This is a genomic window from Qipengyuania sp., from assembly GCF_042095715.1.
Classification (GTDB): domain Bacteria; phylum Pseudomonadota; class Alphaproteobacteria; order Sphingomonadales; family Sphingomonadaceae; genus Qipengyuania.
Genome location: NZ_JBELMO010000034.1, coordinates 1 through 14,411 on the forward strand (window position 1 = coordinate 1; position 14,411 = coordinate 14,411).

The window sequence follows — 14,411 nt, forward strand, 5'->3', positions numbered from 1 at the left end:
GCCGCTGCTGTGCGGCACCCCATCTTCCATGCCGAACCGAAATTTACCGGCGCCGGAACGCTTGCGGATCACATGGCGAGCATTAAGTCGGGGATCTCGACAATACGGAGACAATTTATGGCGATTTCGGTGGGTGATAAACTTCCAGACGTGACGGTGATCAAGGCCGGCGAACAGGGGCCCGAGAAGGTCCAGACGAGCGACTACTTCAAGGGGAAGAAGGTGGCTCTGTTTTCCGTGCCCGGAGCCTTCACCCCGACCTGCTCTGCCCGTCACCTTCCCGGGTACGTCGAGAAGGCTGAAGATCTGAAGGCCAAGGGCGTCGATGAAATCGTGGCTACGGCCGTCAACGATCCCTTCGTGATGGCGGCCTGGAAATCGGCGGGTAACGCAGATGCCATCACCATGCTTGCCGACGGAAACGGTGACTTTGCCGAAGCGGTAGGCCTGACAGCCGACATGGGCGGTTTCGGTCTTGGCAAGCGAGGCCAGCGTTTTTCGATGATCGTCGAGGACGGTGTGGTGAAGGAGTTGAACGTCGAACAACCGGGAGATTTCTCGGTATCGAGCGCCGAACATATGCTGGGGCAGCTCTGATCAAGCCCAGTTGATCGCCACACGCAACGGCGGCACGTCCTCTTAATTCAAGAGATACGTGCCGCCCTTGTCGTGTCGGCGCGATCTATGACCCGCGCGATTTCGCGCAGTGCCATTTAGAAGCCCATCAGTTTCAGAACTTCTTCCCGGCTCCGGTGATCATCGCGGAAGACCCCCATCATTCGGCTGGTTGTCATTGTCACACCGGGCGTACGCACGCCTCTGGCGGTCATGCAGGCGTGGGTGGCTTCTATCACGACCGCGACTCCCTGGGGCTGCAAATGGTCCCATATGCACTGGGCAACCTGGGCGGTCAGTCGCTCCTGGATCTGAAGACGCCGCGCAAATCCATGAAGCACCCGCGCGAGCTTTGAAATTCCCACCACGAAATCGGTGGGAAGATAGGCGATGTGGGCCTTGCCGATAATCGGCGCCATGTGATGTTCGCAATGGGATTGGAAGGGGATATCCCTCAACAGGACGATCTCGTCGTAGCCCCCCACTTCCTCGAAGACGCGGCTGAGATGGACCGCTGGGTCTTCCCGGTATCCGAGGCAATACTCTTTCCAGGCACGAGCCACACGCGCGGGCGTGTCCAGTAATCCTTCGCGTTCGGGATCGTCGCCTGCCCACTGGATCAGGGTTTTGATAGCCGCCTGCACCTCATCCGGGACGGGAGGTTTTCCGGTCGGATTATCTTCATCGGGACCAACCAGGCTGCTCATCGTATTTTCTTCCTAATTCTCTTTGCCCGATCCCGCAGACGGGCCAGTCTGCCCCCTTTACGGAACAGTCCTCGCCTCGCAAAGGTCTCGAACATTTCGCCTGGCGTTTCGGGATCCAGAACTTCGAGATCGGCTATGGCCCTTGCGGCTCCGGTCATCGCGGGCAGCTCGTAGGGCCGAAGATGGCGCGTGTTCTGGCGCCCAAAGCTTTCGATCGCTGCCCGCATGGAGCCAGCTTCCCGCAAAAGACCGGGAATCCCGTCCTCCTCAATTCCAAGATGTTCAGCCAGCAAAGAATACCGCAAATGCGCTATCCCATCCACAGCGTGAGCGTTCCCCTCACGCGCTGAATCGATGAATACATCGCATTCGCTATCGAGCCCCAGCGACCTGTTGTTGAGATTGGCCGAACCGATCCGCAGGATCTCGTCGTCGATTATCATCAATTTCGCATGGACGTATATTGGCGTATCGCCGGCGAATGGAGTCCAGAGACTGAAACGGTCATGCCGGTCAACGGCTTTGATCGCGCGAAACAATTCGGCCCTGGCGTGATCCATTGCCTGCTGTTCGAGCCATCCGTCCGCATGCGCCGGATGCACGATGACAATTTCAGGCGGATCATCCTCTTCTAGCCGCTCTGCTATGGCCTCTGCGACCGCGCGAGAGGCGAAATACTGGCTCTCAGCATAGATGAACCGTTTTGCACCGCGAATATGGCGCAGGAACAGTGCCTTGATCTCACTGACCTCGCGCCACTCGCGATGACAGGCACGGGTCCGCGCGATGCCCACCTCGACATTTTCAAACTGCACGCTCAGCCTGTCGGGCCACCGGCTGTCGGACACCGGTTCGAGGGTGCGCAGTTTTTCTCCACCCGCCCGATACCACCGGTCGTGAGCGAGGTCGGCTAGGGCGCCCGCAATGTCGCCTTCCATCATCATGGTTGCATCATGCCAGGGGCCGTAGGCACCGCCGCCTGCCGTCTTGCGACGGGGATCATCTTCAAGATGATCGCGTGTGTCCCATCGCTTCTCGGTCATGTCGATACCACCGCAGACGGCCAATCGGCCGTCCAGGATCGCCAGTTTCTGGTGATGGGAGCAGCCGATCGGGTGCGCATGGTCGAGCTTGAAGTGGACCCGCCTGTGACGCAACCAGCGCAGCAAATCCCACATCATGATCCCGCGCGTCAAATAATTCAGCACGCTCACCCGCCATTCCAAGATACGCAGGTCGAGGTCTGGCTGATGACGCACGAGCCAGGTAACGAAACTGCCGAGTCGAGAGGGGTGATTGCTGCGGAAAGGTCGCTGCCACCACCTCCGGCCGTGGCTGAGGTGGATCCGGGTATCGAAGTCCCAGCCGATCAGAAGGATGCGCTGCTCCGCCTTGAGCATGGCGTCCTGCATGCATTCGAAATAATCCTCCGCATCGATGAGAACGCTCGCCCGTTCAGCGAGCGCGTATCGCCAGACCGCCTCGTCCACGCCATCACCGAGTTGCGATGCGCGGCTGTTCGGTCCGTCGGAATCCGCCAAGTTTTCTAATCCCTCAAAGCGTCGAAGTTATTGGCCTTACCGGCAAGCGGTCGTCGATGTCCCGAGCTCTTTTTTAAGGTCCTGGCCCCGGCGCCTCGTTTGCCGCGCCTGCAGTGAAACACACATGTGGACTGCGCAATACCCGAACGGCAAACCTGCACCATGGATCGCGGATCAGGGTTGGCTTGCAGCAAGGTCAGTCAACGCCCACATTCGTGGCATGACAACCGATCCGAGTATCACGGTGATGGAAGGTCTCGCCAAGGGCGTTCTGGACACCCTGCCCGAGATGTTCAAGGCAGACTTGTCCGATGTCGTGTTGCGAGTCGTGGATTTCGCCACGGACGAGCAGCTCGCATCCGTGGGGCTGAACAACCGCTGGCACCTGAGCGGCCTTTATGAAGGTCATCCGGTCCCCGACCAATCGATCTGGGATAACGGCACCCTTCCCCCCCGGATCTGGCTGTTTCGCCAACCCCTGCTGGCAGAAATGCGCGAGACCCGCGTTTCGCTGGAGGCCATCGTTCGCCATGTCGTAATTCATGAAGCCGGCCATCATTTCGGCTTCAGCGACGAAGACATGCACCGACTGGAACATCAGGCGCCGGGGAATTAGACCCCGCGACGAACCTGCGATTGTACGACCAGCCCGCATCGCAGTGGACCAGGAACATCGGACCGTCAGGGAATAGCGAACCAGACGCGATGAAGATGTGCACTGTAATCATTGGGACATTTCTGCGCTTGTATCAAAGATGTCCGCTATGCGCCCCAATTTCGCCTGTTCCCAGCGACAATGGTAAATGCCTGAAAGCGCTCATCCATTGACCGTCAAAGCATAAACCGCTGACGCTCCTGTGCCGAGCGTTTCCCATAGAAACACGAAATATCGAAACTCAGAACGACGCGTGCAGAGTTTCATAATCCGCATGGGTTTAACTGGTGGAAACGGATGCGGGCGGTTATATCTTTGCACAAAGTGTGGAATAGAAGTCACATCTTGTCGATCTGGATCCCCTATTGCGGTGAAGCGCCAATCCCTGCCGAGTGGTGGTCCCGGTGGAATATCGCTCCGGAGATGATCCTCGTCATCGCGGCATTGCTCGCCGCCATCTACATGTTTCACAACCGTTTGAGGGTCCGGCCAGCGTTGGGCGCCCTTGCGGTTTTCGTGTTCCTTTACGTCAGCCCGTTCTGTGCCCTTGGTTCGGCATTGTTCACCGTGCGGATCGTGCACGATGTCATCCTCGCAGCCCTTTTATCCCCCCTAGTTGTCGCGGCAGTCAAGCTCGAGCGTGTGTCGATCAAGGGATCGCTTGGGATTTGGACGGCCATTCACGCGCTGACCTTCTGGTTATGGCATGCGCCGCCGCTCTACGAGGCCGTAATGAGTAGCGATGCTGTTTTCTGGCTAATGCAGACCAGTATTACTGCATCCGCCGCACTATGGTGGGTTAAAGTCGTGCGGACACCGGCACCGGGCGCCGCCATCGCCCTGCTGGCGACCATGGTGGCTATGGGCGCGCTGGGAGCTTTGCTGACCTTCGCCCACCGCGCAATATACGCGCCGCATTGGCTAACGACGCAGAGCTGGAACCTGTCGCCGCTTGAAGATCAGCAGATCGCGGGCATCGTGATGTGGGCGCCTGCTAGCCTGGTCTATCTGTTCGCCGCGCTTGTGATACTCTACAGGTCGCTGGGAGCACGGGCCGTTACCGCATGAAGCTGCATCGCCTCGTACGTCGCTGGGCGGTGAGCTACACCGAAAACGGCAAGTATTCGCCGGTCGGCGTGTGGTTCCACTGGATCATGGCAGTGCTGGTGCTGTTCCAGCTCGGTTCGGGCTGGCTCATGTCGCGCTACCCTGTCGGGGGAAGCAAGTTGGCTACCTACGAACTGCATAGCGAACTCGGCCTGTCGATCCTTCTGCTGGCACTGCTGCGCTTCGGCTGGCGGCTGTTCGTGCCCGATCCGATCAACGATGCGGACGCGCCCGGCTGGCAGAGCACGGCGGCGCATCTGACGGTCTATTTCTTCTATGCCCTGTTCGCGCTTTTGCCCTTGAGCGGTTGGGCGATGTGGTCGGCGATCCAGCCAGTCGAGCCGCTGAGCGTGGGGGGATTGTTCGCGGTGCCGCCGATGCCGTTTCACACGCTCTCGCCCGCCTGGCAGTTCCAGGTGCTTGACTGGGCTGAGAGCCTCCATGTTCTGGGGGTCTTCGGCCTCGCGCTGCTCGTGCCCGTCCATGTCGGCGCGGCGATGAAACATCATTTCTGGGACCGCGACGATGTCGTCAGGGGCATTCTTCCGGAGATTCGCGACGACGAGACTGCCCCGGACCATACGCAATATACTCCGCGAGCGGGATGATTTCCTCCTCGTGCAATCTCGACGCGGCATCGTGCATGACGTTCATCGCATCGCCGTATCGCTCGCCTTTGCGCCAGCGGTGGAGCTGCTCCGCGTGATAGTCTGCGCTTTGTCCTACGAGCGACGGATTTCCCGTCCCTTCGCCTTGTCCCATCCCGCCATGACACGAAGCGCAGGAGGCGAGCCCGCGTTCGGGCAGTCCCTCGTGATAGATCACGGCCGCGTTGCCGGACGTGCACTGCCGATCCGTTGCGAGGATCCGCTCGGTCCGGGGCATTGGCATCGAGGCATAGTATTCGGAGACCGCCAGCCGTTCAGCGCTGTTCAGCCTCCCGGCCAGCCAAGTCATCTGGGGATGTCGACGCCGGCCATCGGCATAGTGGCCGAGCTGACCAACGAGATAGCCCGCGTCCATCGCCGCGATACGCGGGACCAGCGCGCCATCCCCGCCGCCATCCAGGCCGTGGCAAGTGTGGCACGCCGCCTGGGGGCCGGCATCGCCTCCAGAAAGCGCGATAAGCTGTCCGGTATGGCCGAAGCGACTGTCTACGGGCGCAGGAGTGCAAGCAGGCAATGCAGCGGTGGCGGCGAGGATCAGCGGAACGGGGCGGAAGTACATCGTTCCCCCGGGAACGGAAGGCGGGATCGTCCGGTTCCCGGCCCCCAGGCACGAACCAGGGCTGAAAGCTGGCGTCGAACCATGGCAATCGTCGCCACTATTGGTTGCGCCAGCCTGTCCGCCTGCAAGAATCCTGTGGAGACCCGGCGCGAACCGTCCTCCGATGCCAAGGCGCGCGGGTTCGCGGCTATCCAGCGCGCAGGCTGCGGTTCCTGCCACGAAATTCCGGGGCTCGACTGGCCCGCTGGCCGGCTGGGCCCCTCGCTGAGAGGCTTCGACGATGTCGGGCTGATTGCCGGCGCATTGCCCAACCGCCCCGATATTCTGGCCGCCTTCATCCGCAATGCCCCTGAGGTGAAGCCCGGTTCCGCCATGCCCCCCATGCCTGTAAGCCAACAGGAAGCAGAGGACATTGCAGCTTATCTTTACGGGATCGACCATGACTGACGCATTGTGGGGGTGGCCGCCGCCGGTCCTCGACCCGGCTGGACCCTATTCGGCCAAGGTCACCACCCTTTCGTGGTCGCTGTTCGCGCTCGGTCTGATCGTTACCGCGATCGTGGTTGCTGCGCTGTGGGTGGCGATCAGAGGACCCGAGCGCTGGAAAGCCCGTTTGGGTGGAGAGCGCGCGATCTGGATCGGCGGGGTGGCCTTTCCGGGCTTCGTACTGACCGCGCTGCTGGTCTGGGGGCTGACGCTGACTGCCAGCCTGACCGAACCGATCCGCGGCGACGAAATGCGTATCCGGGTGACGGGCGAGATGTGGTGGTTCCGCGTCCAGTACCTCGACCCCTCGGGCGAGGTCGTGATGGAGGACGCCAACGAAATCCACATCCCGGTTGGTCAGCCGGTCGTGCTCGAACTCGAAAGCGCCGATGTGATCCACAGCTTCTGGGTGCCGCATCTTTCGGGCAAAAAGGATATGATACCCGGTCGCCGCACGCTGCTTCGCATCGAAGCGGATCGCGCGGGCGAGTTCGGCGGAGTGTGCGCCGAATATTGCGGCGGGCAGCATGCGCTGATGGGCTTCGTCGCTGTGGCACACGAGGCCGAGGATTTCCGGCAATGGTTCTCTGCGCGCAACGGCGGGATAGTGGCCGTCCGGCTCGGTAAAACGTCGCAGGAGACGCCGTTCTCCGGCTCTACGGAGCAAGACGAAGAGCAGCGGTTGCGCGCCTCTGAACAAAAAGCAATGGAGAGGACAACCGGTGTCGCTTCGGGCCGCACGCTATTCATGAAAAGCGGCTGCGCGGCCTGCCACCGGGTCGCCGGGACCGAGGCGAACGGCCTTGCCGGACCCGACCTGACACATGTCGGTTCGCGCCGCACATTGGGTGCCGGTATTCTGCCGAACCATCGCGGCACCATGATCGGCTGGATCGGCGATAGCCAGTCGATCAAGCCCGGCAACCGCATGCCGAGCTATGACGTGCTCGCTGCGGAAGAGCTGGAAGCGATCGCGATCTGGCTCGGGCAACAGAAGTGAGGTCCGAAACCGGGTTCGATCCCGCGCTCTACGATCGCTTCCCGACCGAGAGAAGGCCCGACAGCGAGGTCGAAGAGCTCGAAAAGATCTGGGCCGCGCCCAAGGGCTGGGCGCGACTGACCGCGGTCAACAACAATTACGTCGGTTTCTGGTACGTCGTCACCGCCTTCGGCTTCTTCCTCGCGGCGGGCATTCTGGCGCTGGGGATGCGCGTGCAGCTCGCCGCACCGATGCAGGACTTCCTGGGCGTTAACACCTACAACCAGTTCTTCACCATGCACGGCACGGTGATGATGTTCCTCTTCGCCGTGCCCATGGTTGAAGCGATAGGGATCATGCTGCTGCCGCAGATGCTGGCGGCGCGCGACCTGCCGTTTCCGCGCCTCTCCGCATTTGCCTTCTGGGCCTATTTCATCGGCGGGACGATGTTCTTCCTCTCGCTGTTCGTCGGCCTCGCGCCCGATGGAGGGTGGTTCATGTATCCACCCCTCACCAGCATCGCATTCAGCCCGGGGATCAACACCGATTTCTGGTTGCTCGGCATCGGCTTCATAGAGATTTCCGCCATCGCCGGGGCAATCGAGATCATCGTCGGCGTGCTGCGCACCCGCGCGCCGGGAATGACGCTCGACCGGATGCCGATGTTCGCCTGGGCCATGCTGGTCTTCGCGGTGATGATCGTGGTCGCCTTCCCAAGCGTGATCCTGTGCACCATGCTGCTGGAGATAGAGCGAGCATTCAACTGGCCTTTCTTCGACGCGCTGCGCGGGGGCGACCCCATGCTGTGGCAACACCTGTTCTGGTTCTTCGGTCATCCGGAAGTCTACATCATCTTCATTCCAGCCGCCGGCCTCATGAGCATGATGGTGGCCGCGGTCGCAAAAGTGCCGCTGGTGGGATACCGCCTGAACGTGCTGGCACTGGTGGCGACCGGGTTCATCAGCTTCGGCGTCTGGGCGCACCACATGTTCACCACGGACATGCCGCGCGTTTCCGCGGGCTACTTTTCCGCGGCGAGCATGGCGGTGAGCCTGCCCGCGGGCATCCAGGTGTTCTGCTGGATCGCCACGCTCGCCAGCGGCAGGATCAGATGGACCACGCCTGCCCTGTTCGTCGTCGGCAGCGTGGTGATCTTCACCATGGGCGGGCTGACCGGAGTGATGGTCGGCATGGTGCCGTTCGACTGGCAGGCGCACGACACCTATTTCATCGTCGCCCATCTACATTACGTGCTGATGGGCGGGATGGTCTTCCCGGTGTTCGCCGCATTCTACCACTGGCATGGCATGACCAGCAGCAAGGCTTTGTCGGAGCGGGTGGGCAAGTGGGTGTTCTGGCTGATGTTCGCCGGCCTCCACATCACCTTCTTCCCGATGCATCTAACCGGGCTGATGGGAATGCCGCGCCGGGTCTATACCTATCTGCCGGGTCGTGATCTCGACGTGCTCAATCTGGTGTCGACCGTGGGGGCCTTCGTCATGGCGGCGGGTATCGCGCTCTTCCTGTTCGACCTTGCGCGGCGGTTTCGTTTCACCGTCGATGACGATGCAGGCAATATCTACGGCGGTGGCACGCTCGAATGGCTGCCGACCGGGCTGTATTCGACCCGCTCGATCCCGCTGGTGACCTCGCGCGATCCGCTGTGGGACCGGCCCGAGATTTCAAGGGAGGTCGAAGAGGGTCGCTATTTCCTGCCCAATTCGGCGACCGGCCAGCGGGAGACTTTGATCACCTCGACCGTCATGGCCGAACCGCAATATATCCAGCTCATGCCCGGCCCATCCCCATGGCCGCTCTCGGCGGCGGTGTTCACCGCGCTGTTCTTCCTCTCGCTGACCGTGCAGGGCTATGCCTTCGCAATATTCTGCGGGATCGTCGCCGTCGTCAGTACGCTGCGATGGCTGTGGGAGTCCGACCGACCGATCAGGCAGGAGGACGCGGAGATCGGCGGCGGTATTACCGTGCCCATCGCGATCACCGGGCCAAAGAGCCACGGCTGGTGGGCGCTCAACACGCTGATGGTGGTGATCGGCATGATCGGCTTCATGGCCGTCTTCGCTTATCTCTACCTCTACGGCATCAATCCCGAGGTCTGGAGCGCGCCGCCGCCGCTTACCGAGACCGCGTTGATCGTCGGCGTCGAAGTGCTCGCGCTTGTGTCCGCCTGGGGCGGGCGTCGCTTGCTTGCCACCAAGGAAGGACGGATGGCCGAGGACCTCCCCTGGATGCTCGAGGCAACGGCCGCAGCCCTGCTGGTCGGCGCCTTGTACCTCGACGTGACCGGCTGGCTAGCGACCGGGCTCCTGCCCACCGCCAGCGGTATGGGGGCGGCGGTCTTCATGCTGGCGGTCCTCCAAGGCCAGGTCGTGATCGTTGCAGTGATCATGGCTATCTACCTGGCCTTCCGCGAGGCGCGTGGGATCTTGACTACGCCGACCAACGTCACAATGGACGTGGTCGCGCGGTTCATCATGTTCTCTGCGCTGCAGGGCTTGATCTTCACCGTTCTGCCGAGAGTGTTTCCCGGTGGCTGAGCCTGCCTCAGATCACGCTGACGAGGCGATCGACCGGCCTGCGATCTACCGCACGCTGTTGCTCGCGTTTCTCGTATGGGCCGCGCATTTTACCGTAAGCTACGGCGCGGTTCTGGTTTTCCCGGGGCAGCCCGCCGCCCGCATCATAACGGTGGTCGCGGGCATCGGCGCGTTGGCTGTACTGGCGTGGTGGGGCTTTGGACTGCCGCATCCGCGTTCGTCTTTGGCCGCGGGTATGATCGGTTTGGCGGCAGCGGCCGTCGTCTTCGGCACCTTCCCTGCCCTCGTGGGTTAGGGACAAAGGACCCGATCGGTACAGGAGAGCCGCATGGACCGAACCGTCACGCATTCCCGTTCCTCCGTTAACCCGATGCACGCTATCCTGCTGGCCTTTCCGGTGGCGCTCTATCCCTCGGCGCTGCTCAGCGACATCGCCTATCTTAACACCGCCGAAATCCAGTGGAGCAATTTCTCCTCCTGGCTGATCGCCGGGGCGGATTTCTTCGCCGGACTGGTGCTCGCCTGGGCGGTAATCGGCCTGTTCGTGGGCCGGGCAGGCCATGCGCGCGACCGGGGCACGCTTTATCTCGGCGTGGTCGCCGCGATGTTCATCTTGGGCGTGATCAACGCCTTCCAGCACGCGCGTGACGGCTGGCATTCGGTTGAAACCTTCGGCCTCGTCCTATCTGTGCTGTGCACCATCCTCGCTTTCGTCGCGGCCTCCATTGCTCATCGCGGTGCATATTCGGTGGAGAAGCGCGCGTGAACCGGCTCCTACTCCTTGCCCTGCCGCTCACCGTCGCGCTCGCCGCTTGCCAGAAAAGCAGCGATCCCGATCTCGACCAGACCGGTGCGCGGCCTGACCTTCCCGAGCAACGCGACGCGTTGATCCCCGCGATGGAAATACCCACGCCCGAGGGTTGGGAGGGCGATCTTCCCACCGTACCCGAGGGCTACACGGTGACCCCCATTGCCCAGGACCTGAAAATTCCGCGCCAGATGCTGGTATTGCCGAACGGCGATCTTCTGGTGGCCGAGGGTTCGGGCGGGAAGGCACCCAAGCTGCGGCCCAAGGATATCATCGCAGGCCTGATCAAAAGCCGCGGCAAAAGCGAGGTCGAGGGCGGCGACCGAATCACACTGCTGCGCGATATCGACGGCGACGGCCAGACCGATCTGCAGACGACCTTCATCGACGGGCTCGACGCGCCCTACGGCCTCGCCTTTGTCGACAACACGCTTTACGTCGCAAATCAGGGAAATCTCGTGAGCTTTCCCTACACGGAGGGTTCGACCAGTATCGCAGGTGCCGGAACGGAGGTCACCAAGCTCCCATCGAAGATCAACCATCACTGGACCAAGGCGATGACCGCCGGTCCCGACGGATCGAAGCTCTATGTCGGAATCGGCTCGAACAGCAATGTCGGCGAACGGGGGATGGACGTCGAGGAAGACCGGGCGGTAATATGGGAGATCGATCGCGCGAGCGGCGCGAGCCGAATCTTCGCCTCCGGGCTTCGCAACCCGACCGCGCTCGCAATCGACCCCTGGAGCCAGCGGCTCTGGGCGGTAGTCAACGAGCGTGACGAGCTGGGTCCGCAACTCGTGCCGGATTACCTGACCTCGGTTCGCGAAGGCGCCTTCTACGGCTGGCCCTACAGCTATTACGGTCAGAACGTCGATACGCGTATCAAGCCCGCGCGGCCAGACGCGGTGAAGGCCGCGATCGTTCCGGATTACGCGCTCGGTTCGCATGTCGCCTCGCTGGGAATCGATTTCGCGACCGACGGCGGTCTCGGCGGGCCATTTGCCGAAGGGGCCTTCGTCGGCATGCACGGCAGCTGGAACCGCACCGATCCTTCCGGCTACAAGGTCGTGTTCGTACCGTTCAGCGGTGGTCGCCCCAGCGGCAAGCCGATCGACCTCGTCACGGGCTTCCTGAAGGATGGCAATGCGCGCGGGCGCCCCGTGGGGGTAACCTACGATCCGACCCGCGGCGTCCTCTTCGTCGCGGACGATGTCTCGAACACGGTCTGGCGCATCGCTCCGCGTAATGCAGCCCGCCGCGCTCCCACCACGAGAGTGACGCCGGTCCCGGGATCCGGCCCGAGACCAGCTACCCGCACCCCGATAGGCTGACCAGGCTTGGCCGCTGCTTCATAAGTCGCGAAAATCCGCGAATTTTCCTGCCTTTACTTGCTGCAATACGGTAATTCGCCTTTTCTGGGGCGGGACAATTGTGAAATGGCCTAAAAATTTCCTGCGAAACAGGGACGCCAAACCAGTGCTCCCCGATCAAGAGAAGCGTCGCGCTCCCTTCGGACCGCCCCGGCACAAGCGATACCGGCGGCCGTTTTCTTCGATACTGTGTCGAGGTGTTGTATCGCTGCCGAAAAGAGCCGATCCAGGCATGGACGATCCGGCAGGCGCGCGGCGCGGACGAGGCGCTGGCCTCCACCTTCAACATCTCTGCCTTCAATCTGGGCAACGCCATCGGTGCATGGATCGGCGGCCTCGTGCTGAGCGCCGGATGGGGCCTGCCCGCCCTCTTCTTCGTCGCCGCAGTCCCGCCGGGGCTTGCCGCGGGGATCGCTTTCCTCACCATCGAACCGGAGACCACACCATGACATCGCGCAGGCCGCTCACCGCAACACTTCCTCTCGCCCTCGAGGGCTGATGATCCCCCAGGCGGCTCACGCCCAGGCTACTCACCCCAGTGGCGATCAATGGGTTCCGCTCTGGACGGCCAGCCCGCAGCGCGTGTGGGACGACGAGAGTTCCTTCTTCAAAACGGGGCTGCCTGCGCAGATCGAGGGAACGACGGTCGACCAGCCGCTCACGCTCGCGCTGCCGCGCGACCATGTCCGGATCGAGTTCTCGAACCGCTACGGGGAAGGCCCGCTCGAGCTGGCGAACGGAACGGTGCGCTGTCTCGATCAAGGCGCGGGGAACAGCAACGCACCGCTCACCTTCTCGCAATTGGCACGGACAAGCGCGCCGGCCGGCACGACCGCGCTCAGCGACCCCGTCGCCATCGATGGCTGCCGCCGGATCGCCGTGCGGATTCGCTTTGCCGGAGAACACGGCGGCGACTTCCACTGGGACGCGCGCGAGACCAGCCGCTTCGTCACCGCCAATGGGGCCGAGGGCTCGATGACCGCCCGGCTCGCCCTGTCGGCCGTCTATGGCGATGCCGAGGCGCGCGGGGACGTGGTGGCGCTGGGCGACTCGATTACCGACGGCAACGGCGCGCCGGTGGATGCGATGGCCCGCTGGCCCGACTATCTGGCGCAGGATCTTGTCCCCCAGAACATCGCGGTGGTAAACGCGGGGATCTCGGGCAATCGCCTGCTCTCGCCCGGCATGGGGCAGCCGGTGCTGGAACGCATCGCGAGCGAAGTCTTCGCGCTGCCGCGGGTGGACACGGTGGTGGTCCTGATCGGAACCAACGACATCGCCTGGCCCGGCACGCCCTTCCGGCCCGACGAGCCTATGGTGACCCTCGCCGCACTACAGAACGGGGTGCGCAATTTGACCGCGCAGGCGGAGCTTCACGGCACCCGGATGATCCTCTCCACCATCGCCCCCTTCGGCGATGCGCTGCCCGGCACACCGATGGAGGGCAATTACTGGACAACCGAAAAGGACGCGCTGCGCCGCGCGTTCAACGACTGGCTGCGCGCCCATCACGGATCGGCTACCCTGTTCGATCTCGATCGCCTGCTCGCCGATCCGGCCGATCCGGTGCGGCTTCTGGCGGCCTACGACAGCGGCGACCGGCTCCATCCCGGCGCGCAGAGCAACCGCGCGATCGCCGATGCGTTGGTGACACTCATCCAGTCAGGAGACAGACATTGAAACTCGACCTTTCGGGCCGTTCGGCCCTCGTGACCGGTTCCACCGCCGGGATCGGCTTTGCAGCCGCCAAAGCGCTGGCCGATTGCGGCGCGCGCGTGTTCGTCAACGGGCGCGATGAAGGCCGCACCGCCGAGGCTGCCGGGCAAATAGCGGCGGGCGCGCAGACCGTGGCCGGCGATGTCGGCACGGCGCAAGGGTGCAAGGCGATCCACGCCGCCACCCCGGCCCGGTCGACATCCTCGTCAACAATGCTGGGATTTTCGAGCCGGTCGATTTCTTCGATACCGACGACGAGACGTGGGATCGCCACTGGAAGGTCAATGTGATGAGCGCGGTGCGGCTGTCTCGCTCCTATGCCCCGGCGATGGTCGACATGGGCTGGGGCGAAGAGGACGAGCAACTGCGTGAGCGCCACTCTCCGTCGGATTTCGAGGGGAAGAAGGTCACGCCCTAGGCGCAAAGCAACCCTGCGCCTTGCCGGGGGGGGGGGGGAGCCATTCGGAGGTGCGGGGGAGGATCGGGAACGCTGTGGCTGGGGCGGCAGGATTCGAACCTGCGCATGCCGGTACCAAAAACCGGTGCCTTACCGCTTGGCTACGCCCCAGCAGCGGCCCGCTCCTATAGCGGCTTGCGCTGGCTTGTGAAGGGGTGTGCGAACGATGATCAGCAGGGGTCGAGGGA

The 14,411-nt window shown here is 62.8% G+C and carries 15 protein-coding genes, 1 tRNA gene and 1 pseudogene; 13 read left to right on the top strand and 4 right to left on the bottom strand.

Annotated features, from left to right (window positions below; genetic code table 11):
• Nucleotides 1-117: 117 nt before the first annotated feature.
• A complete protein-coding gene (locus tag ACFDTG_RS09405) occupies nucleotides 118-597 on the top strand; it encodes a peroxiredoxin (protein WP_375290805.1) in 480 nt (159 codons plus the stop codon).
• A gap of 116 nt (nucleotides 598-713) precedes the next feature.
• On the opposite strand, the gene folE is transcribed toward ACFDTG_RS09405, so the two are convergent.
• Together folE and ACFDTG_RS09415 are read right to left on the bottom strand one after the other, a co-directional pair.
• Nucleotides 714-1,322 (bottom strand): GTP cyclohydrolase I FolE, encoded by a 609-nt coding sequence (folE, locus tag ACFDTG_RS09410; RefSeq protein WP_375290773.1) that lies wholly within the window; start codon nucleotides 1,320-1,322, stop codon nucleotides 714-716.
• On the bottom strand, nucleotides 1,319-2,863 hold the full coding sequence (locus ACFDTG_RS09415; protein WP_375290774.1) for a phospholipase D-like domain-containing protein: 1,545 nt from the start codon (nucleotides 2,861-2,863) through the stop codon (nucleotides 1,319-1,321). Before ACFDTG_RS09415 ends, folE begins: the two co-directional genes overlap by 4 nt.
• 220 nt (nucleotides 2,864-3,083) lie before the next feature.
• Here ACFDTG_RS09415 and ACFDTG_RS09420 point away from each other — a divergent pair, with 220 nt between their 5' ends.
• The 3 genes from ACFDTG_RS09420 to ACFDTG_RS09430 all read left to right on the top strand — a co-directional run bounded on the left by ACFDTG_RS09420 (nucleotide 3,084) and on the right by ACFDTG_RS09430 (nucleotide 5,233).
• Nucleotides 3,084-3,479, top strand: a complete 396-nt coding sequence (locus ACFDTG_RS09420; RefSeq protein ID WP_375290775.1) for a metallopeptidase family protein — start codon at nucleotides 3,084-3,086, stop codon at nucleotides 3,477-3,479.
• Between the two features lie 384 nt (nucleotides 3,480-3,863).
• Complete coding sequence (locus ACFDTG_RS09425) at nucleotides 3,864-4,586, top strand: cytochrome c oxidase assembly protein (protein WP_375290776.1); 723 nt, start codon at nucleotides 3,864-3,866, stop codon at nucleotides 4,584-4,586.
• Nucleotides 4,583-5,233, top strand: coding sequence for a cytochrome b (locus ACFDTG_RS09430; protein WP_375290777.1), 651 nt, complete (start codon nucleotides 4,583-4,585; stop codon nucleotides 5,231-5,233). The genes ACFDTG_RS09425 and ACFDTG_RS09430 overlap by 4 nt, the downstream gene beginning before the upstream one ends.
• On the opposite strand, the gene ACFDTG_RS09435 is transcribed toward ACFDTG_RS09430, so the two are convergent.
• The gene (locus ACFDTG_RS09435; protein WP_375290778.1) at nucleotides 5,157-5,852 is read right to left on the bottom strand and encodes a c-type cytochrome; all 696 of its coding nucleotides are present in this window, start codon (nucleotides 5,850-5,852) and stop codon (nucleotides 5,157-5,159) included. The genes ACFDTG_RS09430 and ACFDTG_RS09435 overlap by 77 nt on opposite strands.
• A gap of 81 nt (nucleotides 5,853-5,933) precedes the next feature.
• Between ACFDTG_RS09435 and ACFDTG_RS09440 the strand changes: the two genes are divergently transcribed.
• The 9 genes and pseudogenes from ACFDTG_RS09440 to ACFDTG_RS09480 all read left to right on the top strand — a co-directional run bounded on the left by ACFDTG_RS09440 (nucleotide 5,934) and on the right by ACFDTG_RS09480 (nucleotide 14,184).
• Complete coding sequence (locus tag ACFDTG_RS09440) at nucleotides 5,934-6,299, top strand: c-type cytochrome (protein ID WP_375290779.1); 366 nt, start codon at nucleotides 5,934-5,936, stop codon at nucleotides 6,297-6,299.
• On the top strand, nucleotides 6,292-7,338 hold the full coding sequence (locus ACFDTG_RS09445; protein WP_375290780.1) for a c-type cytochrome: 1,047 nt from the start codon (nucleotides 6,292-6,294) through the stop codon (nucleotides 7,336-7,338). The genes ACFDTG_RS09440 and ACFDTG_RS09445 overlap by 8 nt, the downstream gene beginning before the upstream one ends.
• Complete coding sequence (locus tag ACFDTG_RS09450; RefSeq protein WP_375290781.1) at nucleotides 7,335-9,872, top strand: cbb3-type cytochrome c oxidase subunit I; 2,538 nt, start codon at nucleotides 7,335-7,337, stop codon at nucleotides 9,870-9,872. Before ACFDTG_RS09445 ends, ACFDTG_RS09450 begins: the two co-directional genes overlap by 4 nt.
• The gene (locus ACFDTG_RS09455; protein ID WP_375290782.1) at nucleotides 9,865-10,167 is read left to right on the top strand and encodes a hypothetical protein; all 303 of its coding nucleotides are present in this window, start codon (nucleotides 9,865-9,867) and stop codon (nucleotides 10,165-10,167) included. The genes ACFDTG_RS09450 and ACFDTG_RS09455 overlap by 8 nt, the downstream gene beginning before the upstream one ends.
• 33 nt (nucleotides 10,168-10,200) lie before the next feature.
• On the top strand, nucleotides 10,201-10,638 hold the full coding sequence (locus ACFDTG_RS09460) for a DUF2231 domain-containing protein (RefSeq protein ID WP_375290783.1): 438 nt from the start codon (nucleotides 10,201-10,203) through the stop codon (nucleotides 10,636-10,638).
• Entirely contained in the window at nucleotides 10,635-12,011 is a 1,377-nt protein-coding gene (locus ACFDTG_RS09465) for a PQQ-dependent sugar dehydrogenase (protein ID WP_375290784.1), read from the top strand. The genes ACFDTG_RS09460 and ACFDTG_RS09465 overlap by 4 nt, the downstream gene beginning before the upstream one ends.
• Nucleotides 12,012-12,250: 239 nt before the next feature.
• Nucleotides 12,251-12,499 carry a hypothetical protein gene (locus tag ACFDTG_RS09470; protein ID WP_375290785.1) on the top strand — a complete coding sequence of 83 codons (249 nt, stop codon included), beginning with the start codon at nucleotides 12,251-12,253 and terminating at the stop codon, nucleotides 12,497-12,499.
• A gap of 49 nt (nucleotides 12,500-12,548) precedes the next feature.
• The gene (locus ACFDTG_RS09475; RefSeq protein ID WP_375290786.1) at nucleotides 12,549-13,730 is read left to right on the top strand and encodes a GDSL-type esterase/lipase family protein; all 1,182 of its coding nucleotides are present in this window, start codon (nucleotides 12,549-12,551) and stop codon (nucleotides 13,728-13,730) included.
• A gap of 29 nt (nucleotides 13,731-13,759) precedes the next feature.
• Nucleotides 13,760-14,184 (top strand): annotated as a pseudogene (locus tag ACFDTG_RS09480) (SDR family NAD(P)-dependent oxidoreductase).
• A gap of 75 nt (nucleotides 14,185-14,259) precedes the next feature.
• Here ACFDTG_RS09480 and ACFDTG_RS09485 read toward each other — a convergent pair.
• A tRNA-Gln gene (locus ACFDTG_RS09485) sits at nucleotides 14,260-14,334 on the bottom strand.
• Nucleotides 14,335-14,411 lie beyond the last annotated feature (77 nt).

Excerpts from the sequence above, each read along its gene's own strand:
- ACFDTG_RS09405 (WP_375290805.1), top strand. The coding sequence starts at position 118 with ATGGCGATTTCGGTGGGTGATAAACTTCCAGACGTGACGGTGATCAAG.
- folE (WP_375290773.1), bottom strand. The coding sequence starts at position 1,322 with ATGAGCAGCCTGGTTGGTCCCGATGAAGATAATCCGACCGGAAAACCT.
- ACFDTG_RS09420 (WP_375290775.1), top strand. The coding sequence starts at position 3,084 with ATGACAACCGATCCGAGTATCACGGTGATGGAAGGTCTCGCCAAGGGC.
- ACFDTG_RS09430 (WP_375290777.1), top strand. The coding sequence starts at position 4,583 with ATGAAGCTGCATCGCCTCGTACGTCGCTGGGCGGTGAGCTACACCGAA.
- ACFDTG_RS09435 (WP_375290778.1), bottom strand. The coding sequence starts at position 5,852 with ATGTACTTCCGCCCCGTTCCGCTGATCCTCGCCGCCACCGCTGCATTG.
- ACFDTG_RS09440 (WP_375290779.1), top strand. The coding sequence starts at position 5,934 with ATGGCAATCGTCGCCACTATTGGTTGCGCCAGCCTGTCCGCCTGCAAG.
- ACFDTG_RS09445 (WP_375290780.1), top strand. The coding sequence starts at position 6,292 with ATGACTGACGCATTGTGGGGGTGGCCGCCGCCGGTCCTCGACCCGGCT.
- ACFDTG_RS09460 (WP_375290783.1), top strand. The coding sequence starts at position 10,201 with ATGGACCGAACCGTCACGCATTCCCGTTCCTCCGTTAACCCGATGCAC.
- ACFDTG_RS09475 (WP_375290786.1), top strand. The coding sequence starts at position 12,549 with ATGATCCCCCAGGCGGCTCACGCCCAGGCTACTCACCCCAGTGGCGAT.